Origin of the sequence: Acinetobacter sp. TYF_19 (genome assembly GCF_043105125.1) — a bacterium.
Classification (GTDB): Bacteria; Pseudomonadota; Gammaproteobacteria; order Pseudomonadales; family Moraxellaceae; genus Acinetobacter; species Acinetobacter johnsonii.
In genome coordinates this window covers 94673-117473 of sequence record NZ_JBICLH010000048.1, presented here as the reverse complement: position 1 = coordinate 117473, position 22801 = coordinate 94673, and the positions used below count along the sequence as shown (strand labels likewise).

General features: G+C 43.4%; 17 protein-coding genes and 2 pseudogenes. 6 read left to right on the top strand and 13 right to left on the bottom strand.

Annotation, left to right across the window (positions count from 1 at the left end):
* Nucleotides 1–134: 134 nt before the first annotated feature.
* From ACF8FD_RS06475 to ACF8FD_RS06465, 3 genes are all read right to left on the bottom strand, one after another.
* Nucleotides 135–2093 carry a 2-oxo acid dehydrogenase subunit E2 gene (locus ACF8FD_RS06475; protein ID WP_392453278.1) on the bottom strand — a complete coding sequence of 653 codons (1959 nt, stop codon included), beginning with the start codon at nt 2091–2093 and terminating at the stop codon, nt 135–137.
* 2 nt (nt 2094–2095) lie between these two features.
* Nucleotides 2096–4798 (bottom strand): pyruvate dehydrogenase (acetyl-transferring), homodimeric type, encoded by a 2703-nt coding sequence (gene aceE / locus ACF8FD_RS06470; protein WP_234304349.1) that lies wholly within the window; start codon nt 4796–4798, stop codon nt 2096–2098.
* Nucleotides 4799–5076: 278 nt separating this feature from the next.
* Nucleotides 5077–5760 carry a M23 family metallopeptidase gene (locus ACF8FD_RS06465; RefSeq protein WP_234304348.1) on the bottom strand — a complete coding sequence of 228 codons (684 nt, stop codon included), beginning with the start codon at nt 5758–5760 and terminating at the stop codon, nt 5077–5079.
* A gap of 108 nt (nt 5761–5868) precedes the next feature.
* Between ACF8FD_RS06465 and ACF8FD_RS06460 the strand changes: the two genes are divergently transcribed.
* Entirely contained in the window at nt 5869–6309 is a 441-nt protein-coding gene (locus ACF8FD_RS06460) for a hypothetical protein (RefSeq protein WP_058870506.1), read from the top strand.
* A 97-nt stretch (nt 6310–6406) separates the two neighbouring features.
* On the opposite strand, the gene lpxC is transcribed toward ACF8FD_RS06460, so the two are convergent.
* From lpxC to ACF8FD_RS06415, 9 genes are all read right to left on the bottom strand, one after another.
* Nucleotides 6407–7309, bottom strand: a complete 903-nt coding sequence (lpxC, locus tag ACF8FD_RS06455; RefSeq protein ID WP_062031958.1) for a UDP-3-O-acyl-N-acetylglucosamine deacetylase — start codon at nt 7307–7309, stop codon at nt 6407–6409.
* 123 nt (nt 7310–7432) lie between these two features.
* Complete coding sequence (gene ftsZ, locus ACF8FD_RS06450) at nt 7433–8629, bottom strand: cell division protein FtsZ (protein ID WP_004691726.1); 1197 nt, start codon at nt 8627–8629, stop codon at nt 7433–7435.
* Between the two features lie 163 nt (nt 8630–8792).
* The gene (gene ftsA, locus ACF8FD_RS06445; protein ID WP_058870507.1) at nt 8793–10055 is read right to left on the bottom strand and encodes a cell division protein FtsA; all 1263 of its coding nucleotides are present in this window, start codon (nt 10053–10055) and stop codon (nt 8793–8795) included.
* Between the two features lie 66 nt (nt 10056–10121).
* Nucleotides 10122–10976 carry a cell division protein FtsQ/DivIB gene (locus tag ACF8FD_RS06440; protein ID WP_234304347.1) on the bottom strand — a complete coding sequence of 285 codons (855 nt, stop codon included), beginning with the start codon at nt 10974–10976 and terminating at the stop codon, nt 10122–10124.
* A complete protein-coding gene (locus tag ACF8FD_RS06435) occupies nt 10977–11906 on the bottom strand; it encodes a D-alanine--D-alanine ligase (protein ID WP_234304346.1) in 930 nt (309 codons plus the stop codon).
* Between the two features lie 56 nt (nt 11907–11962).
* On the bottom strand, nt 11963–13411 hold the full coding sequence (gene murC / locus ACF8FD_RS06430; RefSeq protein ID WP_004691731.1) for a UDP-N-acetylmuramate--L-alanine ligase: 1449 nt from the start codon (nt 13409–13411) through the stop codon (nt 11963–11965).
* A gap of 12 nt (nt 13412–13423) precedes the next feature.
* Nucleotides 13424–14521, bottom strand: coding sequence for an undecaprenyldiphospho-muramoylpentapeptide beta-N-acetylglucosaminyltransferase (gene murG, locus ACF8FD_RS06425; protein WP_234304345.1), 1098 nt, complete (start codon nt 14519–14521; stop codon nt 13424–13426).
* Between the two features lie 480 nt (nt 14522–15001).
* Nucleotides 15002–15946 (bottom strand): glutathione synthase, encoded by a 945-nt coding sequence (gene gshB, locus ACF8FD_RS06420; RefSeq protein ID WP_234304344.1) that lies wholly within the window; start codon nt 15944–15946, stop codon nt 15002–15004.
* 216 nt (nt 15947–16162) lie between these two features.
* Nucleotides 16163–16645: a glutathione peroxidase gene (locus ACF8FD_RS06415; RefSeq protein WP_004978287.1), complete on the bottom strand. Its 483-nt coding sequence runs from the start codon at nt 16643–16645 to the stop codon at nt 16163–16165.
* Between the two features lie 181 nt (nt 16646–16826).
* Between ACF8FD_RS06415 and ACF8FD_RS06410 the strand changes: the two genes are divergently transcribed.
* The 4 genes and pseudogenes from ACF8FD_RS06410 to ACF8FD_RS06395 all read left to right on the top strand — a co-directional run bounded on the left by ACF8FD_RS06410 (nt 16827) and on the right by ACF8FD_RS06395 (nt 21017).
* Complete coding sequence (locus ACF8FD_RS06410; protein ID WP_234304343.1) at nt 16827–17279, top strand: MarR family winged helix-turn-helix transcriptional regulator; 453 nt, start codon at nt 16827–16829, stop codon at nt 17277–17279.
* Complete coding sequence (locus ACF8FD_RS06405; RefSeq protein ID WP_004978292.1) at nt 17280–17477, top strand: DUF3565 domain-containing protein; 198 nt, start codon at nt 17280–17282, stop codon at nt 17475–17477.
* A 195-nt stretch (nt 17478–17672) separates the two neighbouring features.
* Nucleotides 17673–19972: pseudogene (locus tag ACF8FD_RS06400) on the top strand (TonB-dependent receptor).
* A 188-nt stretch (nt 19973–20160) separates the two neighbouring features.
* Nucleotides 20161–21017: pseudogene (locus ACF8FD_RS06395) on the top strand (methylated-DNA--[protein]-cysteine S-methyltransferase).
* Nucleotides 21018–21066: 49 nt separating this feature from the next.
* Here ACF8FD_RS06395 and pyrE read toward each other — a convergent pair.
* Entirely contained in the window at nt 21067–21717 is a 651-nt protein-coding gene (gene pyrE, locus ACF8FD_RS06390) for an orotate phosphoribosyltransferase (protein WP_234304342.1), read from the bottom strand.
* Nucleotides 21718–21756: 39 nt separating this feature from the next.
* Between pyrE and ACF8FD_RS06385 the strand changes: the two genes are divergently transcribed.
* Nucleotides 21757–22575 carry an exodeoxyribonuclease III gene (locus tag ACF8FD_RS06385; protein ID WP_062031929.1) on the top strand — a complete coding sequence of 273 codons (819 nt, stop codon included), beginning with the start codon at nt 21757–21759 and terminating at the stop codon, nt 22573–22575.
* The last annotated feature ends 226 nt before the right edge of the window (nt 22576–22801 follow it).

Sequence of the window (22801 nt, the reverse complement as noted above, 5' to 3'; positions counted from 1 at the left end):
ATACGTTTTTTGGCAATCTCTAAATACAAAAGACCCTGCCGAAGCAGAGTCTTTATTGAAGTATTTTTGCAGTGCTTCCAGCCGCTATTTTTCTCTTTTGAGAAGAGAAACCTACAGGCCAAAAAACCAGATCATCAGATCAGCAAAGTACGGATGTCTTTCAGCAACTTGGTCAGCTTATTGGTAAAGCGCGCAGCATCGGCCCCATTGATCACACGGTGATCATAAGACAGTGACAACGGTAACATCAGTTTCGGATCAAAACCTTGACCATTCCATACTGGTTGCATCGTCGCTGGAGAAATCCCCAAAATCGCGACTTGTGGCCAGTTCACCAATGGTGTAAATGCCGTACCACCAATTGCACCTAAGCTTGAAATCGTGAAGTTTGCACCTTGTAGATCTTTCTGCGAAAGCTTCTTATCACGTGCTTTCTGACCCAATACACCGAGCTCCACCGCAATGTCTTTAATCGATTTCTGGTCTGGATTACGGAGTACAGGAACGGTTAAACCATCTGGTGTTGCTACAGCAATGCCCATATGGATTTCGTTCCGCAAGAGCACAGACTTGCCATCATCAGCCAAGTGACTGGCAAAATCACGCTCTTCTTTCAGCAAATGCGCAACAGCTTTAATAATGAAAGCCATAATGGTCAAACTAATACCATCTTTCTTAAAGTTACCTTTAAGGTCATTACGCCAAGCTTCAAGCTCAGTAATATCCGCCAAATCAAACTGAGTTACTTGCGGAATATAGTTGTTTAAAGACAACTGCGGAATAGAGACTTGTTGCAGACGTGTCAGCACTTTCTCTTCTACACCACCAAACGCTGTGAAATCCGGAAGCTTTGGCAAGCCAGAAACTTGAGCAGCAGCCTGAGCGGCTGGAGCAGCCTGAGGCGCAGTTAAACGCGCTTTGACAAATGCTTTCAGGTCTTCCTTCATGACACGCGCATGCGGGCCAGATGCGCTTACTTCAGACAATACGACGCCTAATTCACGCGCCAGCTTGCGTACAGCTGGGCCTGCATAGACTTTCGCATTGGCGTCATTCTGCGCTTTCGTCAGCTTGTCTGCACCCTGTTCTGACACAGGAGCCGCAACTGACTGTGCTGCTGGCGCAGGCTGCGCTTTAACTTCAGCTTTAGGCGCTGGAGCAGAAGCCGCCGCAGGTGCTAATGAAGATTCACCTTCAATGGTCACCAAAGCCACACCTTCCGATACATTTTGTCCCAATGCAACATGAATGGCTTTAATCACACCTGCTGTTGTACTTGGTACTTCAACCGTTGCTTTGTCTGATTCAACCACGATGATACTTTGGTCTTTTTCAACCGTATCACCTACTGACACCAAAATTTCAGCAACAGCCGCTTTGTCTACACCCAAGTCAGGCACTGCAATTTCAACCGCACCTGCAGGCGCAGCAGCAACTTGTGGCGCCGCTTCAGCAGGCTGAGTTTCAGTGGCTTGAGGTGCTGCAACTTGCGTAGGCTCAGCAGTCACTGGTGCAACTGAAGCTGCTGTTTTTACAGTCAGAATCACTACGCCTTCTTTAACACTGTCACCAACTTGAACGCTAATTGATTGCACTGTGCCTGAAATCGTACTCGGTACTTCCACAGTCGCTTTGTCTGACTCAACCACAAGGATGCTTTGATCGACGTCAATTTGATCGCCAACCGACACCAAAATTTCACCAACGGTTGCTTTTTCCACACCAATGTCTGGTACTTGCACATCAATCACTTGTGATGCTGTAGTCGCAGCGGGTGCAACCGTTTCAGCTACAGCAGCGGGTGCAGTCTTTTCTTCAGCTTGTACAACGTCAACCTGAGCTTGTACTGCTGGCGCTTCAGTTTGTCCCTCGGCTTCCAGCTCAATCAGCGCTGCACCTTCAGCAACCGAGTCACCTAAGTTTACTAAAATGCTTTTAACAACGCCTGCTGAAGTGCTAGGCACTTCAACAGATGCTTTGTCTGATTCTAATAGAACGACACTGTCATCAACCGCAATGGTGTCGCCAACTTTGACCAAAATTTCAGCAACAACGGCTTTATCTACACCAATATCAGGAGTTGTAATTTGCATACTTATTTCTCCTCTTTGTAGTCAGCTACAGCGTGTACAGATGGCGTTGCTTGTGGCGCCCATGCCACTGGACGATCCGTATCTAATTCAAATGTAGAGATGGCATCTTTCACTAAGCGTGCATCCACTTCACCTTCATCAGCCAATTTTTTCAGTGTAGCAACAACAATGTGCGCTGCATCTACACCAAAGTAGCTACGTAATTTAGCACGTGAATCTGAACGACCATAACCATCTGTACCCAATGCTACGAATGGACGGTTGTCTGGAAGATATGCACGAATTTGTTCGCTATAAGCACGCATATGATCTGTTGCAGAAACTACGATCCCTTCTGTGCCGCGCAGTTGCTCAGTCACCCAAGCTTCTTTCACATTCTCGCTCATTGGATGCAAGCGGTTATATTCTTCACATGCCATACCATCACGTGCAAGTTCATTGAAACTTGTTACGCTAAATACATTTGAATGGATTTGGTATTCATCACGTAAGATTTGAGCAGCTTTAATGACTTCACGCAGAATTACACCTGAACCCATCAACTGAACAGTGGCTTTTTCATCTTTTTGAAGTAAGTACATACCACGTTTAATGCCTTCCTCAGCGCCTTCTGGCATTGCAGGATGCTCGTAGTTTTCGTTCATTACGGTTAAGTAATAGAACACTCGCTCTTGGTTCACATACATGCGTTGTAAACCATCGTGTACGATCACAGCCAATTCATAACCAAAACATGGATCATAAGATACACAATTTGGAATGGTGTTCGCCAAGATATGTGAATGACCATCTTGGTGCTGTAAACCTTCACCATTCAATGTGGTACGGCCAGCAGTCGCACCAAGTAAGAAACCTTGTGCCTGTGCATCACCCGCAGCCCATGCAATATCCCCAATACGTTGGAAACCAAACATTGAGTAGTACATGTACATTGGAATCATCGGCAAGTTATTGGTTGAATAACTGGTTGCCAATGCAGCCCACGCACTCATCGCACCTGCTTCGTTAATCCCCTCTTGCAGCATGTGACCGTCACTTGCTTCACGATAATGCATCAACTGTTCTTGATCTTCAGGCGTATATTTTTGACCGTGAGCGGCATAAATACCGAGCTGACGGAACATCCCTTCTAAACCGAAAGTACGTGCTTCATCTGGAACGATTGGAACGACACGGTCTTTAATGGCTTTTTCTTTTAACAATGCAGCGATTAAACGAACCATCACCATGGTGGTTGATTGTTCTTTGCCTTGCGAGCCTTTTAATAATGCATCAAAGACAGAAAGTTCTGGAATAGCCAACTGTTCACTTTTTTTACGACGTGCAGGCAAATAACCACCTAGTGCTTCACGACGTGCCTTCATATATTTCAATTCAGGCGAGTTTTCGCTTGGACGATAGAAAGGCACTTCTTCTAATTGCTCATCGTTAAATGGCAAATTGAAGCGATCACGTACATATTTTAAAGAGTCGATTTGCATCTTTTTGATTTGATGCGTTTTGTTTACTGCTTCAATTTCATCAGACAAGCCATAACCTTTAACAGTTTTCGCTAAGATTACAGTTGGTTGACCTTTGGCTGTACATGCTTCTGCATAGGCTGCAAAAACTTTGTAAGGATCATGACCACCACGATTTAGATTATCAATATCTTCATCGCTTAAGTCTTTAATCAACTCAGCCGCTTCTGGGTATTTACCAAAGAATTTTTCGCGTGCATATGCACCACCCTTCACTTGTAAGCGTTGGTATTCACCATCCAGTGTTTCTTCCATAACCGACTTTAAAGCGCCAGTTTTGTCTTTTGCAAGTAGCGGGTCCCAATGACGGCCCCAAACCACTTTAATGACACGCCAGCCCGCACCACGGAATAAAGATTCTAATTCTTGAATAATTTTACCGTTACCACGTACTGGGCCATCTAGACGCTGTAAGTTACAGTTTACAACCCAAATGAGATTGTCTAATTTTTCACGACCCGCAAGTGAAATTGCACCTGTGCTTTCTGGCTCATCCATCTCACCATCGCCAAGGTATGCCCAAACTTTGCGATTTTCTTCTTTAATCAAACCACGATTCATCAAATATTTTTGAATATGTGCTTGGTAAATCGACATGATTGGGCCAAGACCCATCGATACCGTTGGGAACTGCCAATAATCAGGCATTAAGTATGGATGCGGATAAGAAGGTAAGCCAACACCGTCCACTTCGCGACGGAAATTGTTTAGATGCTCTTCAGTCAAACGACCTTCAAGGAACGAACGCGCATAAATACCTGGCGCACAGTGACCTTGATAATAGATCATGTCCCCACCAAAGTTGTCGTTATTGGCACGGAAAAAGTGGTTAAAACCGACATCATATAATGTTGCTGAAGATGCAAAACTTGCCAAGTGACCACCTAAGTCATCACCCGTTTTATTGGCACGGAGTACCATCGCTAGCGCATTCCAACGAATCAATGCACGGATACGACGCTCCATGTCTTGATCGCCTGGCATTGCAGGTTCTTCAGCCACTGAAATTGTATTTAAATAAGGCGTGTTTAAACGCTGAATAGGGACATGTTTAGCGATTGCTTGTTGATACAGTTTTTCCAGTAGAAAAGCTGCACGCTCAGTCCCCATGTGTTGTAAAACGGAGTCAAACGCATCTTGCCATTCTTGCGTTTCTTGCGCGTCAGTATCACCATAAAACGCCATAATTCACCTATTTCGATATCCTAATCTTATACGCTAATATGTATCATACTTTCGTCCTATAAGAGTATCGCTACAGCTGAATATGGCTGAGCCCTACTATTTAGCAACTAAATAGTCATTGACTATTCGTTACCCAAGATAACAAAAAACCGCCAATTTAGGCGGTTTTTTATACATTTAATGCTGTTTTTTGATGCTAACTTAGATTCCGTCAGAGCTGTATTCCTTTTTAAAGCATCAGACCAACGGTAAGTTCGGATCATCCGATCAAATCGGGATTAAGGCAACATGGCTAGATAAGTCGATGGGTTTTTGCGTTGACCATCTTTAACTACTTCATAGTGTAAATGTGGGCCAGTACAACGACCTGTACAACCAACATTGGCAATATGTTCACCCGCGTCTACACGGTCGCCAACACGAGCGATTAAACGTGATGCATGAGCATAGCGCGTGATATAACCATTGCCATGGTTAATTTCAACATATTGACCATAACCCGTACCCCAACCTGACTTGGTCACAATCCCCGGGCCTGTCGCATAAATCGGTGTACCGCTTGGCGCAGCAAGATCTAGACCTGAGTGGCGCTCAGCACGACCATTCATTGTACGACCACCATAACTAGAGCTCACACGTGCACTTGGAAGCGGGTGTGTCACTAACCACGAATATGGATTATTTGAAAAACTTTTTGCAGAAGATTCCGAACCGTATTTTTTCGCTAGTGAAGCGTTGTTGAGTTCAACCGTTTTCTCACGTAGTTTCACGGACATTTTCGTTTCGGCAGGGATATCAATATCATTAGATTCGGTATAAGTACCTTCCGATAAAGTGCGTGTCAATTGCTCAATTCGATCCGAAGATGCATTATTTGTATTGAGTTCTACCAAATCAGCGAAGGCTACTGAAGCAGCCGATGCCGCAAAAGAAAAAGCCAACAAAATACGTCGCATATGCATAAAAAACCTCTTAAAACTGTTCTTACGAATGTTTCTTGCGTGATCTCGTCCTTGATATCTACCGAAAGAAGCGCATAAGATTAAGACATTAACATGAAGGAAATATGTATGTCCGAACCAGTGAATCTCTTTCAACAAACCAGAAAACACATAAAAACAGGAAACTTAACGTTTCTCTCAAAGCAAGTAACTGCATGGCAGAAACTTACAAAACTGATTCAACCTATCCTACCGCAACCAGAGCAGTGGCAGGTTGTTTGTTATCAATATGGTATTTTGACGATTACCGGCGAAAATCAAGCGATGATTAGTCAACTTGGTTACCTTCAAAAACAATATATTGCACAACTGTCGGAACTTGATGAGTTTAAAGACCTACAAAAACTCCAAGTTCGTTTGAGAATCCCCTCTCAAACACCCGCAAAGATACAATCTATTTCAAGATCGCTAAGCACAGAAACTCAAGACTTAATTCGAGGTGCTGCTGACTTTGTGAGCGACCCTAAGCTTAGCCAAGCAATGCGCCGTTTGGCAAGCAAAAAAAAGTAACCTCGTCTCGAACCGCGTCAGAATTGCGTTTTTAAAATGATAAATTCATCACATTTATGATTGTTACAATATAACATCACATAATAAAGACAATGACTTAAGTCACACTCACATAAGGAATTGGACACTGATCTTCGTCATTAAATGTTACAATTTCATAGCTGCTTGGATCACTTTGGACATTGCGCAATAATTGATTATTCAAAGCATGCCCAGACTTATATCCATCAAATTTGGCAATAATTTGGTGACCGAGCAAGTAAAGATCCCCCACCGCATCTAATATTTTGTGACGAACAAATTCATCTGAGAAGCGTAAACCTTCTTCATTCACCACACCGGTTTCATCGACGCCAATGGCATTGTCTAAACTTGCCCCCAAAGCGAGATTATTGGCTTTGAGATAGTCCAAATCTTTCATAAAACCAAAAGTACGGGCTTCGCTGACTTCATAAACAAAGGTTTCGGTTGAAAAATCGATAGTGGCAGACTGATATTCTTTCTTAAAAGCGGGATGATCGAAGTCAATGGTAAAGTTGAGTTGGAAACCCTCATGTGGGCGGAAAATGGCGCGTTTGTCGTCGATGAGTGCTTCTACAGGTTTGAGTATTTTTATAAATTTTTTAGGGGCATCCAGTTCTTTGAGGCCACCTTGCATGAGCAAGTAAATAAACGGACCTGCACTGCCATCCATAATTGGTACTTCAGAGGCAGACACTTCAATGATCAGATTATCAATACCTAGACCTGCAATTGCACTCATAACATGTTCAATGGTACCGACTTTGGCATCTTCTTGAACCAAGTTTGAACACATGAAAGCCTCTTGGATCAACATTGCATTTGCACGAATGTCGACGGGTGGATTGAGATCGATACGACGAAACACAATTCCTCCGTCCGCATGATGTGGCACAAAGTTAATTAAGACTTTTTGACCACTATGCAAACCAATGCCGCTTGCTTTAACGACACGTTGTAGAGTTCTTTGTTTCAACATGTTTCATATCATCTCACCACTAAACCGCTATACGTTAGCATATTTAGCCATTGATAAAAAACAAAAAGGTAGTCAGAGACTACCTTTTCTTCACCACATGTGGTTAAACCACATAGACAAATACTACTTACGTTGTTGATTTTTCAAGTAATCTTGAATGCTCATTGGTGTTGGGCGTGCAGCACTCACTGTCGATGCAGAACTCGCTGCAGCAGCCACGTCTTGGTTCTGACGCTGGATTGCAGGCACATCATCATCTTCAACAACCGCTTGCGTTGCATGCCCATGTTGTGCTACCTGCACATGTGCATTTGGACGCTTCACTGGCTCAGCAGAATCTGCTGAATTTCGAGTCAAACCTGTTGCAATAACAGTGACACTGATTTCATCACGCGCATCTGGATCAAATACGGTGCCATAGAAGACTTGGCCTTCATCTAGATCGACAATTTGATTCACAACGTCGGTAATTTCTTCAATTTCGCCAAACGTAACGTCATCACCACCCGTCACATTAATCAGAATCCCTTTGGCATTCATAATAGTGACATTATCTAGCAATGGGCTACGGATCGCTTGTTCAGCTGCTTGACGTGCACGGTTTTCACCACGACCTAAACCCGCACCCATCATGGCATAACCACGTGTGCTCATCGCAGTTTTTAAGTCAGCAAAGTCAAGGTTAATATGACCTGGGCGTACCACCAAATCAAAAATACTACGCACCGCATTTAACAAGACATCATCTGCTTTTTTGTAGGCATCTTTCATTGAGATGTCACGGAAAACTTTTAACAAACGTTGGTTTGGAATGATGATTAAAGAATCTACATGCGCTTCTAATGCTTCAATGCCTTGCTCAGCAGACTGAAGACGACGCTTACCTTCAAAGTTAAACGGTGTCGTTACCACGCCTACGGTTAAAATGCCCATTTCTTTGGCTATTTCAGCAACCACTGGCGCAGCACCTGTACCTGTACCACCGCCCATGCCGGCAGTGACAAACACCATGTCAGTGCCTTCAAGGTGCTGACGAATCAAGTCACGACTTTCTTCAGCCGCTGCTTGACCTACATTTGGATTGGCGCCCGCACCTAAACCACGAGTACTTTGCTCACCCAACTGGATCTTGAATTGTGCATTCATACGGTCTAGCGCTTGCTTGTCCGTATTGGCACATACAAATTTTACACCTTGAATATCTGACTCAAGCATGTGTTGTACGGCGTTACCACCTGCACCACCAACACCAAACACAGTAAAACGGGCTTGACCGTTGCTATCGGTTTGATCATCTTCTAAAAATTCAAATGAGGCCATGACCTATAGATTTCCTAATTCGTTATTGGCAGTCACTTAAGCCCGTATACTGCCTTGATCTTAATAAACAAAATTGCTTTTAAGCATGCTGTGCAAGCCATAGCTTGTCAAGTTTAAGCGATGCGTTGTACAACTTCTTAACAATATTCCAAAAAAATTCAACTTAAAAAACAGATTTCAGCTTTTCATTGAGTCCAGACCAAGCACGTCCAACGCGTTTAATCAGAGACAGTTTTTCTGTATCTTCTGGTTCCACTATGGTGTCTTGTGTTTCGCTCTGACTAAACATCAACAAACCTGCGGCAGTGGCATACTGAGAGCGACGCAGTGCGGCAATATTTTGCTCATCTGCTGTCACTTGCACAGGTGGATTACCCAAATGCGCAGACACACCCAACATACGACGAGTCAACGTCACCATACCTTCGATTTGACTAGCATCACCTGTTAACACCACACCATGATACAAACCATGAATCGCACCATTACGCTCTAGCTCTTGGCGAACTTGGCCTAAGATTTCTTCATAACGCGCAATCACGATTTCAGTCAGCTCAATACGGCTAATCGTTTGCGGACCATCAATCCCTTGGATCTGAATCATATGGTCCGGTTTAACCGACTTAATGTCGACACACCCATAGAGTAATTTAATTCGCTCAGCTTCTTCAGTGGTGGTTTGTAACACAGCAGCAATATCACGGGTGACATGCTCGCCACCACGCTGCAAAGTATGTGTCAACGCCAAACGGCCATCCAAATACACCGCAATGTTGGTGGTGCCTGCACCAATATCAACTAAACAGACGCCATACTCTTTTTCATCTTTGAGTAGGCTCGCTTCTGCCGTTGCCAAACAAGACACCACCAGTTTTTCTACCCCGATGTTCGCGCCTTTTAATGCTCGATCAAGGTTTTGCATGGTACTAATCGGTAACATCATCAACTGATAATGACCAATCATGCTGTGTGCAGACATCCGTATTGGGTTTTGTACCCACTCAGTGGAGTCATCCAGCTCAAAGCCCAGTGGAACAGCACTGACCAAATAATGATCCGAGGTCATGTGGCTGGCTTTGGCCAACTCTAATGCACGAACCACTTCACTTGTTGTAATTGTATGGTCAGTATTTTCAACTGGCGTTCGTCCAGATGCATAAAAGCTTTTTAACTCGGCACTTGGGATCGACACCCACGCGGAATGGACACGGCATTCAGCCATATCTTCTGCTTCTTGCACGGCATTTTTTATCGCTGTAATGACTTTATCAAGACTTACAATTTTTCCTTTATTCATGCCTCGGTTACGAGCAGTTGCCATTCCTATCACTTGGATATTGTCTGGCGCATGTACCTTACCAATCAAAACTGAAACTTTGTGCGTCCCAATGTCAATCGCAACAACTGAGGGAACCGCTTCATTCATTATTTACTACTACCATCACATGTTTGTTTAATTTATGGCTTTATGCCTCTGTTTTAAAGCCAAGTATTATGGCTTTGCTGCTGCTCCGCCTGCAATGCTTGTGTCATCAATCGTTACAACAAAATGACCATTTGCTATCTTTGGTGCGGCAGCATTCTTCCATTGGATGGCCAAGCCATTCCGATAACGCAAATCAATGGCAGATACTTTGGCCCAAACTGGCTTCAAATCACTTTGAGCCAAATAACTCAAACGTTGCAGCTTACTCATGGTTTGATCCTGATCTACGATAACACGTAAACCTGAATCGAACTGCATAAACCAAGTCATACGCTCCGTTAAATATAGTTCTTTTAAACGAAGGTTGACTGGCTGGAATAATTGATTAATTTCATTATAACGGCGCATCATCATTTTAGATTGACTGATTGGGCCGTGTAATAAAGGTAAATTCTGATTATTTTTCGGTGTCACTTCACTAAATACATCACCGCTGTCACTTAAGAGACGCCCTGTCCCCCAACGTGCAATTGCATGCCGTGGCATAACGCGAACGCGAATCGCATTCGGCCATGCGCGCGAAACCACCACACGATCGACCCAAGCCAGCTCTAAAGTTCGATCACGAATTTCTTCTAAATCGGAGGTGAAATAATTATGGGTAATGGCTGGTGAAACATGTCCCATCAGCTGATTCTTTTCCGCCTCAGAACGTACACCTACTACATCAAGTTCGGCCACACGTGCATCTGTCATGACTTGATATAAGCCATAAATACCAACCAACAGCACCGCCACGGCAACGACCAACATCACCCAACCACCGAAGTTGGCAAGCTTTTCCTTACGCGTCGGTGGTTTATCGTGTATCGAAGTAATCGCTGCGCGTTTACGGCGCATAGAAGCGGGTAATTGCGCCATTTAGTGAGCCGCACCTGTCAGTGTTTGCTCTAAAATTTGGACACAAAGCGCATCAAAACTATAACCCACTGCATTTGCTGCTTTCGGCACCAAAGAGTGACTGGTCATCCCTGGGACTGTGTTCACTTCTAATAACCAGAAATTGCCTTGCTCATCTTGCATCGCATCAATACGACCCCAACCACTTGCACCTACCGCTTGGAATGCACGGAGGCAAAGCGCTTGCAACTTTTGCTCTTCTTCAGCGCTTAAGCCACACGGAATTCCGTATTCCACATCATTACGCTGATATTTCGCTTCGTAATCATAAAAAGCCACATCCGCAGGCGGTTGTAGACGAATCACAGGTAGTGGTTGACCACTTAAAAATGAAATCGTGAATTCACGTCCGGTAATCCATTTTTCAGCCATCACCACAGCATCGTGTTGGGTCGCTTTGGCAATTGCCGCTGCCAAATCTTCTGCTTTTTCGACTTTACTCATGCCGACACTTGAACCTTCATGTACCGGCTTGATAATCAGTGGAAGACCCAAATTCGCCACTACTTCAGCCAAATCTGACTCTTGGCTAATGATGCGATAGGGTGCTGTCGGTAAGTCTGAACCCTGCCAAACTTGCTTGGTTTTAACTTTATCCATGCCAATAGCAGAACCCTGTACGCCTGTTCCGGTATACGGGATATTGAGCCACTCCAAGACCCCTTGGATTTGACCGTCTTCTCCACCGCGACCATGTAACACAATAAACGCACGGTCATAAGCGACCAATTCGGTCACACTACGCTCTTGCGGATCAAAAGCCTCTGCATTTACACCCGAACGAACCAATGCTTCAAGTACAGCTGCACCACTATCTAGAGAAACCTCACGCTCAGCAGACTTACCACCAAGCAACACCGCTACTTTGCCGAATTTTGAAGCATTTGACACGTTGATATCCTTAAACTTTATGACTGTTTTATTCATTGAGTAATCACAAAACGTGATTATTTTAAATATAAATGATTGCTTGCAAGCTCAACCGAGATAGCCCCCACATTACCTGCGCCTTGCGTCAATAACAAGTCATCCGCTTGTAACACTTTTTTCAACGCATGCTGCAAATTACCTTCGACTGGATCGATCAAAATCGGCTCTACATCGCCACGTAAACGAATACTACGCGCCAATGAACGACTGTCTGCACCCACAATCGGTTTTTCACCCGCAGGATAGACTTCAAGCAGCAACAACTGATCGACATGTGACAGTACATCCACAAAGTCATCGAAACAGTCACGGGTCCGGCTAAAACGGTGTGGCTGAAACATCATCACTAAACGGCGGTCTGGATGGCTTGCTCGTGCAGCTTTAATGGTCGCTTCAACTTCTTTTGGATGGTGACCATAGTCATCCACCAATTTCACATTACCGCCTTCGATGTCAAATTCACCTTGGACTTGGAAACGACGACCTACACCGCTGAAACTTTCCAACGCACGTGCAATCGCAGCATCAGACACACCTTCATCGGTTGCAATACCGATCGCCGCAAGTGCATTTAAAATATTATGCAAACCCGGCAAATTGATGGTTAAACGCAAAGGCTCACGATCTTTACGTAATACGGTAAAGTGCGACTGCATGCCTTCTTGTTCAATATCCACTGCACGAATGTCATTGTCTTCGTTAAAACCATACGTGATCAATGGACGACCAATGCGCGGCATGATTTCACGAATGTTGGCATCATCGCCACACACCACAGCCAAGCCGTAAAACGGCAGTTTTTGTAAGAACTGTACAAAGGTATCTTTTAAGACATCGAAGCTACCACCATAGGTGTCCATATGGTCTGCATCAATATTGGTCACGATGGTGGCCATTGGTTGCAAATGCAAGAATGAAGCATCTGATTCATCTGCCTCTGCCACGATAAAACGACTCGCGCCCAGTGCAGCATTCACACCAGTACGATTCAGCAAACCGCCAATCACATAAGTTGGGTCGAGATTTTCTTCTGCCAACATACACGTGACAAGGCTAGTGGTCGTGGTTTTACCATGCGTTCCCGCAACAGCAATCCCATGACGGTAGCGCATCAGCTCACCCAGCATTTCTGCACGGCGCACCACAGGTGTACGCGTTTCAATGGCCGCTTTAATTTCTGGGTTTTCTGCATCAATTGCAGTCGACACCACAATCACGTTTGCCCCTTGAATATTTTCAGCCGTATGCCCGATATAGACTTTGATGCCGTTTTCTTCAAGCTGAGCCGTGGTTTTTGATGCTTTGATATCTGAACCTGAGACTTTGTAACCTTGGTTCTTGAGCACTTCAGCAATACCACACATACCCGCACCACCAATCCCAATAAAATGGATGTGCTTAATACGGCGCATTTCTGGCACTTTAATTAACTTTTTTGCTTGATCAGCAGGCGTAGATGGCGACATAAAATACTCGGTTTACAATGCTTGAATTAAACGAACCACATGTTGGGTTGCATCGGGTTGTGCTTGCTGACGTGATTTCACTGCCATTTCAGACAATAACTGACGGTTCATCAAGGGTAATAATAATTCTTTTAAACTCTCGGGCGTCATGCTTGCTTGTGGGCAAATTTTGGCTGCACCGATATTGGCTAAAAACTTTGCATTGGCCGTTTGGTGATCATCCACTGCACTCGGCAGCGGAACAAACACCGCAGCCACGCCAGCAGTCGCGATTTCGGTCACGGTTAACGCCCCAGCACGACAAATAATTAAATCGGCATCGCTATAAGCTTTGGCCATATCTTCAATAAAAGGGTGGACTTCAACCTGAAGCTGCTCAGGGGCATCGGCATAACGCGCTTGGGTCGTATCTGCATGGTTTTGACCACACTGATGATAAACGCTTAACGGCACATTCAATTGCTTCAATGCTTCAGGAACACGCTCATTTAACGCTTGTGCACCCAACGAGCCACCCACAATTAAAACTCGCAGTGGCAGACCTGCTTTTTCACGTTCTTGATAACGCCAAGACGGATTTAAAATTTCCGTAATCTCTTTGCGGACGGGATTACCCGTGGTCACAATTTTATCTTGTGCCACAAAGGTGTTTGGAAAAGCCTGACACACCGTTTTGGCAATACGTGATAACTGCGTATTGGTAAATCCAGCAATCGCATTCTGCTCATGAATAATCACAGGAATACCCAGTGCGCGCGCAGCCAATCCACCTGGCCCAGCGACATAACCCCCAAAGCCCGCGACGGCATCGACTTTGAGCTTCTTCATGTAACGCATTGCACTTAAAGTGGCTTTTAAAATTTTAAAGGGTGCCAATACTTTGCGGACTAAGCCATTGCCGCGCACACCTTGAATATCAATTTGATAAATTGGGATATCATGATTTTTAAGCAGGCGATTTTCCATACCTGTAGGCGTAGCAAGCCACGAGACTTGGCAGCCTTGTTGCTGTAATTCCTTAGCCACAGCAAGTGCTGGAAAAACATGCCCGCCCGTTCCGGCAGCCATCATCATTACATGTTTCGGCTTTGTTTGTGTTGCTTCGGTCACAGTCTAATTCTTCAATTCTAAAAATATGGAAACAAAATTCAATTTTAAGCGATCAATTGTAATCACAAACGCATAGCCGCGAAAGATTATTTACTTTTTTTCAACAGGCATTTGATTGTTTTTTTCTACTGATTTTCAAGTTTAAACTAGATTTGTTATCAGATGTGCATTTTTACTCAAACTACAGCACACAATCAGGCTCGACAGCGCAATTGGCTATATTTAAAAATAAAACTATGAAGCTGATTTGAATCAATCACTTAACATCATTCTAAAGCCCAATTCGCGTCATTTTAGCGCCTAGAAATACAATCTGAGCGCATACATTTGAACAGGATGAAAATTTGTAGTGTCTGGCAACATAATCCGCTTTATTTTCAACCAAATTGATACACTTCGTGGCAAAGTACCTTTCTATTTCAAAACCGACCACCACCATGAAAGAAAAAAGGAACCATTTCAGGTTCCTTTTCTGTCGTTTTAGCTGGCTTTGCCTGCTTCCAAGACATCAAATAAATCATCGGCAATCGAGGTACCAAATTGCGCATCAATCTCACGAATACAGGTTGGACTGGTGACATTAATCTCGGTCACATAATTGCCAATCACATCAAGTCCGACAAAAACCAAACCTTTTTCACGTAAGAAGGGTCCCACTTTTGCAGCAATCGCCTTATCGTTTTCAGTCAAAGGACGTGCTTGACCCAAACCACCTGCGGCCAAATTCCCACGGACTTCGCCGTTTTGTGGAATACGCGCCAAGCAGTACGGAATCGGTTCACCATTGACCAACAAAATACGTTTATCCCCCTCCACAATTTCAGGAATATAACGCTGTGCCATAATCGGACGTGTGCCCATTTCCGTCAACATTTCCAAAGTTGAGCCAATGTTCACACCATCTTGATATAAACGGAAAATTCCCATACCACCCATCCCATCAAGGGGCTTCACAATCACATCACCATGTTCTTTGATAAACTCACGAATGAGGCTTTGTTGTGAAGTCACTAATGTAGGGACTTGGAGTTCGGGGAACTGCGTGGCAAACAGTTTTTCATTACAGTCACGTAAGGACTGTGGTTTATTGATAATCCACGCGCCTTCACGTTCCGCTTGTTCCAAAATATAAGTGGTATAGACAAAGTTCATGTCGAACGGTGGATCTTTACGCATCAAGATCACATCGTAATCGGCCAAGGACTCTTTTTGCTGTTCATCCAACTCAAAATAATGATCGTAGTCTTCAAACACTTTTAAGGGAGAAATCAGACCAAAGGCTTTGCCTTGATCGATATATAAATCGTGTTGTAATGCATAACCCAGCTCATGTCCGCGACGGCTTGCGGCCCATAACATGGCCATGGTGGAATCTTTTTTCAGATTCACCGTTTCAATCGGGTCCATCACTACCAGTACACGCATAATTCTCACGCTCATATTTTTTAAACTTGGCAAAAAGTATAACGAAGTTTTCAGGTTTGGGTGCAACAAGTTGTGTAATAATTAAAGATTAAAAAATCTATTTTATTCAAATAACTACAACAAATTACAGTAACAAATCAGATGCTAACTGCTCAACTCAACAAAGGAAAGTATGCATCCATTACCACACAACAGCTCCTTTCCACACCTTCTCCATTAAGCCAAAAGGCGTTGAATATCCTTAGCAATTTTTTCAGGTTTAACAATTGGCGCATAACGTTTCACCACCTGCCCTTTTTGGTTAATGAGAAATTTGGTGAAATTCCACTTGATACTCTGGCTACCTAAAATGCCTTTAGCTTCAGTGGTTAAATACTGATACAGCGGATGCGCTGTAGGCCCATTCACGTCGACCTTGGCAAACATTGGGAAAGAGACTCCATAGTTACGCTGGCAAAAGCTGCCGATCTCTTCATTACTCGCAGGGTCTTGCTGCGCAAATTGGTTGCAGGGAAAACCTAAAATCAACAGACCTTGCTGTTGATAGTCCTGATATAACTGCTCTAAACCTTCAAATTGTGGGGTTAAACCACATTGACTGGCGGTATTCACCACCAATAAAACCTTGCCCTGATAATCGGCCAGATTCTTTTGCTCGCCTTCCAACAGTTCGGCCTGAAAATCATAAATTGTGGTCATTACATCTCTTCCATTCATCAAAATGTCATTACTTAAAGTCGCTTCAAGCTCTGAACCGACCTCAGTCTCAAATAAATATCGCACACAATTAACTTGCACACAAGATTATTATGCGCAATATACTTTCATCCCTATTTCATTTATACTGCTTTACAGACATTAACACCCAAGGACATGCAACATGGCGGACACCCCACTTTTAGAAAACCGCGTGTGTTTTGCCATGTATTCCGCAACCAATGCCATGGTTCGTCAATACCGTCCACGCTTACAGGTTTACGATCTGACCTATCCGCAATTTATTGTTTTGTTGGCTTTATACGAGCAGGACAATGTGACGCTGACCGAGATTGGACAAAAAACCTTTTTTGACTCAGGCACGTTGACCCCGATTATTAAAAAACTAGAAGAAAAACAGTTTTTAAAGCGTGTTGCTGTCAAAGAAGATGAACGTATGAAAAAAGTCGTTCTGCTGGAAAAAGCACTCTTAGCCAAAGATAAAATTATGGCCATTCCATTTGAGCTGGCGTGTTCTTTAGGTCTAGATCCCGATGATTTGGTAGCCATCCATCAACTGTGTCAGCGTTTTTTAAACGGCTTAGAACAGACCCAACAAGACAGTCGAGATACTTAAGTGCAACAAGCGATTGTCGGGTTTCATCTAGATGAAGAACATCATTGGGTGGCGGAGCTTGCCTGTGGCCACACACAACATGTCCGCCATACTCCACCGTGGCAAAACCGTCCTTGGGTACAAACTGAGCAAGGACGCCAAGAAAAAATAGGCGTTCTTTTAAACTGTAAAAAATGCATGGAAAATTCACAAAAATAATTCTTTTGCATTTCCTTCAAATTTTAATGCTTATTTATCAATTTTTTAGAAAAATTAAATAGCCTGTACAGCTGTACTTTTAAACTCAGTAAAACTATGTAGAAAAAATGAATATTACCGTAAGTCTTGTTCATTTTTAGTAAATGATTATACTTCTCATTTTCATTGGCAATTACTCTCTCCGAGCCTTAAATCATGATGAAATTTTCACCACAGTCGCTTTGTGGTTCTAACCTATTCAAATATAGCCTTCTCAGCTTTATGATTTTAAATGCGCATGCAGCCTATGCGCATGAAACGACACTACAAAATAATGAGAAGCCCTCCTCTCAAGCGACGACAAACAAATCGAATACAGCAGCAGTTCTGCCTACTTTAAAAATTGAGGCGATGAGTGAACTTGATCCAATCAAAAGCTATGTTGATTATGATCAGGCCAATGTCACCCGTAATGGTTTAAAGAAAAAAGACATTCCTCAAACCATCGATACCATCGATGTACAGAAATATAAAATCTATGGGTCTAATGACCTCAGTGTGATGCTACAAGGCACACCAGGGGTATCCACCAGTATGATATGCGCGGTGATGGCATTACCCTCCGTGGCTTCTCTGCCGATACAGGTGATATTTACCGTGATGGTATCCGTGAAAGTGGCCAAGTGCGTCGTAGTACAGCCAACATTGAACGGATCGAAATTTTAAAAGGGCCTGCCTCGGTGTTATACGGGCGTAGTGCAGGCGGTGGTGTGGTCAATATGGTGAGTAAATACGCCAACTTTGACTCGAAAAGCTCAGTCGGTACCTACATCGGTTCATATGATACTTATGGTGCAACAGCAGATATTAACCAAGTGTTGAATGACAATTGGGCTGTGCGCTTGACGGGTGAATACGGTGAAGCGGATAGTTTTCGTTCAGGCATCGACAGTAAAATTGAAATGATCTCGCCAAGTTTCACTTATAAAAATGATGATGAAACCCTTACGTGGACCACGCAATATACCTATGACAAATTAGGTCGAGTGCCAGACCGTGGACCTTCTTATAGTGTTTTACCTGCTGGAACATCCATTAAAACGGGCTTTGCACAAAAAGGCGATTACGTTGATGATGTACTACAAGTCATTCGTTCAGATTTAAATTACGAATTTGCGCCGAATTGGAAATTCCATTGGGCAACCAGTTACCGCCAAGCAGATCAAGACTTTGATCATTTTTATGGTGGTACCTACTGTGCTTCGAATGAAACCACCAGCAATGGTGAAAGTAGTAAAGCGGGTGCCGGTTTTACTCCTGTAGATCAACGTCGCTGCTATAACAATGTCGGAAAAATTTCGCAAAACTATTACTGGCAACAAACATCTAATCGTACTACCACCAACACGTGGGATATTACTGGTGAGTTTAATACGGGCGCCATTCAGCATAATCTTTTAGTGGGTACCGATTGGACCTATGAACAAAGAGAACCGAAACTTTCTAATAAAAACGCCAATGGCAGTCGAATTGATGGTTTTTATGACCCAATTACAGGTCAATTAATACAGAATAATCGTGATAACGGTGCTAAAACCATTACTCAGCATAATTATAATGAAGGCACAAGCTACGGCTTTTTCATTCAAGACTTAATTAGTTTTAATGAATATTTCAAAGTAATGCTTGGTGCACGTTATGATTATTACGATACATCAACCACCAATAAATTATTAGCTTCTTCCGACATCAATTACCATCGTAGTATCAATGATGAAAGCTTTAGCCCCAACATTGGTTTCATTTGGCAACTCACAGATCAACACAGCTTCTATGCTTCATACAATAAAAGCTTTGCACCGTTTGGTGGGCGTGTAGGTGTCAGTGTTGTATCCGCAAATACCAATCTGAATACCTTTGATTCAGAACCTCAATATAATGAGCAATACGAAATTGGGGTCAAAAGTGACTGGTTTGACGACCGTTTAAATACCCAACTTTCAGTTTTTGACATTCGCAAAAATAATATTCGTTATGTACCTGATGATACTAAACCTGAAGAATGGGCAACTGCGGGTGAACATCAATCTAAAGGTCTAGAGTTTAGTTTTATTGGTCGCGTATTGGATAATGTATTTATCCGTGGTGGATATGGTTATCTACAAGCCGAAGTTAAAAAAGACAAGCAAAATCCAGATAATGTGAATAAAGTGCTAAATAATGCGCCTGAACATACGGGTAACTTATTTGTTCGTTACTTACCTACAGAAAAACTCTATGGTGAAGTTGGTGTGACTTATGTGGGTGATTACAAAGCCTACCCTAATAGCAATTTAAGCAACCAGCCCTTGGATATGAAAGCTTTCTCACGCGTCGATGCGGCCATTGGTTATAGTGCTGACCCATGGAACGTGACTTTAGCTGTCAGCAACTTGACCAACAAAGAATACTGGCGTTCGGACTCTATGCCAGGTACACCACGTAGCTTCCTCATGCGTTTGAACTACCAGTTCTAAACCCATTTAGTTAAAACGCCATCTCAAGCGGAACAGGTCACTGTTCCGTTTTTTTATGCTTAGCAAGGGACGACTAAGCCAATCAATGCATGCTTCTAACCTTTTCTGATAAAGCGCAAGAAACGGATTTTCAGGCCTCGCTAGATTTGTTAGTGTTTTCTTAAGTTAAATGATTTCCGCGAGTAATCATGACAGAACATAGCAATTACGCACGTGTGGCAAAGGCAATTGAATACATTGAACAAAACTTCAAACAGCAACCCAGTTTGGCTGAGATTACAGAACACGTTCATTTAAGTCCTACACATTTTCAGCGTATCTTTAGCGAATGGGCAGGCATTAGCCCGAAGAAATTTCTGCAATATATTAGTGTGGAATATGCAAAGTCGGTTTTGAACAACCACACAGAAAATAATATTTTTGCAGCAACTTTTGACACTGGCCTTTCCAGTACCAGCCGATTGCATGATTTATTTGTCCAAATCGAAGGGATGACGCCCGCAGAATATAAACAGGGTGGTGAAGCACTCCACATTCACTATAGTTTTGCAGAAACCATTTTTGGCTCCGTCATTATTGCCTCGACCCCTAAAGGGATTTGTCATATGGCCTTTACCGAAGCAGATCGGGATGCATTGACCTATCTGAAAAAACAGTTCCCACGCGCGACATTTATTGAAGATCAGGATGAATTACAACGCAAAGCGCTCGCAATTTTTCAACAAGATCAAAACAGCCTATCAGAGATTAAACTGCATCTGAAAGGCACCGACTTTCAGCTCAAGGTGTGGCAAAGTCTGCTTAAAATTCCCATGGGGCAGCTCAGCAGTTATGCACATATTGCTCAAGAGATTGGGCAAGAGCGTGCCTCACGAGCGGTCGGAACAGCCATTGGCAGCAACCCCGTTGCCTTTTTAATTCCATGCCATCGGGTCATCGGGTCATTCAGTCTTCAGGGCAACGTGGCGGCTATATGTGGGGGACAACACGTAAAACTGCGATGATTGGCTGGGAAGGGGTGCATAGCCAAACGCCAACCGAGTGAGAGAGCGAATAAAAAAGGAAGCCAAAGCTTCCTTTTTTTGTTTCAACGTTTAGACGCCATATTTCACGCGGTAGGCTTCCATTTTTGCTAAAGCTTTTGTTTCACCTTTAGCCTCTAAATAATTCATCAAATCTTTCATGGTCACCAGTGCATGCACAGGAATTTCCAATTCTTTTTGGACTTCTTGAATCGCAGACAGTTCACCTTGACCTTTTTCTTGACGGTCTAATGCAACCAACACACCTGCAATCTGCGCACCTGCATTTTTCAAAATGGTGACCACTTCACGGATCGCTGTGCCCGCAGTAATCACGTCATCAATAATCCAGACTTTTTTGCCTGCAACGGATGCACCAACCAAGACCCCGCCTTCACCATGATCTTTGGCTTCTTTACGGTTGAAACCCCAAGGCACACTCACCCCATGATTTTGTGACAAAGCCACAGCTGTTGCAGCAACAAAAGGAATCCCTTTGTACGCAGGACCAAAGACCACCTCAACATTGTTGCATTCTGTCAGTTTGGCTGCATAGCCAGACGCCAGTAATGACAAGGCTTCACCATCATTGAGTAGACCGGCATTAAAAAAATAAGGACTCACACGACCCGATTTTAAAGTAAACTCACCAAATTTAAGCACGCCACGTGATAATGCGAGTTCGATAAAAGCTTGAGGGTTAAATGTCGCTTGCGTTGTCATGCGGTGCTCCGTATTTTCAAATTGAGGTAAGACTTGCGCATGATACCAAAGAGTAGCTATCCAAGTGATCAAAAAATTTTACGTGTGGTTTCAATTAACGTAAATGGTCTACGTTCTGCAGAAAAAAAAGGGATTTTTGATTGGATTGCCACATCAGATGCTGATGTGATTTGCATGCAAGAATCGCGCATCACCCACGAACAATGGACCGATAAATTTAAACCTGAAGGTTGGCATACTCACCTGTTCCCTGCTGAACGTCCAGGGTATGCTGGCACTGCTATTTATAGCCGTTTACCATTTGTTTCAGTCACTGATGGGCTTGGTTTTGAATTGGCCGATTCTCAAGGCCGCTTTATTTCGGCTGAGTTTGACTTAGGCTTAGACCAAAACGTGCATATTTGTTCACTCTATTTACCATCGGGTTCTTCTGGTGAAGAAGCACAAGTACGTAAAGACCACTTCTTAGAAGAATATAAACAAATTTTGAAACAATGGCGCGATGAAAATAAATCCGTGATTGTCTGTGGTGATTACAACATCGTGCATAAACGCATCGACATTAAAAACTGGTCAGGCAATCAAAAAGCCTCGGGCTGCTTACCGCACGAACGCGCTTGGCTCGATCATATTTATGATGAACTTGGCTATGTCGATACTTTCCGTGAAGTACGTCCAGAAGCTGAGCTTTATTCGTGGTGGTCAAACCGAGGACAGGCCCGAGCGAAGAACGTGGGCTGGCGCATTGACTATCAAGCGTGCTCACCTGACTGGAAAGCCCGTACAGTCAATGCTTGGGTCTATAAAGAAACATGGTTTAGCGACCATGCACCTGTCATTATTGACTACAAAATCTAGAAAAATTTAAGTATTTAACTCATATTCAGTGAACACTTGTTTACTGAATATGAGTTTTTGACCTACATTATCTGCCGTTTTTTGAGTCTTTTTCTGATCAATCAATCAGTGCATTATGTTTCCACGGCAAAGGGACGATGTCAGGATGACAGCACAAGGACAGGACGCCGTAGGATGAAATTAAAACGAACTATGGAAATAGTTGGTTTTCAAGGATGTGACAATG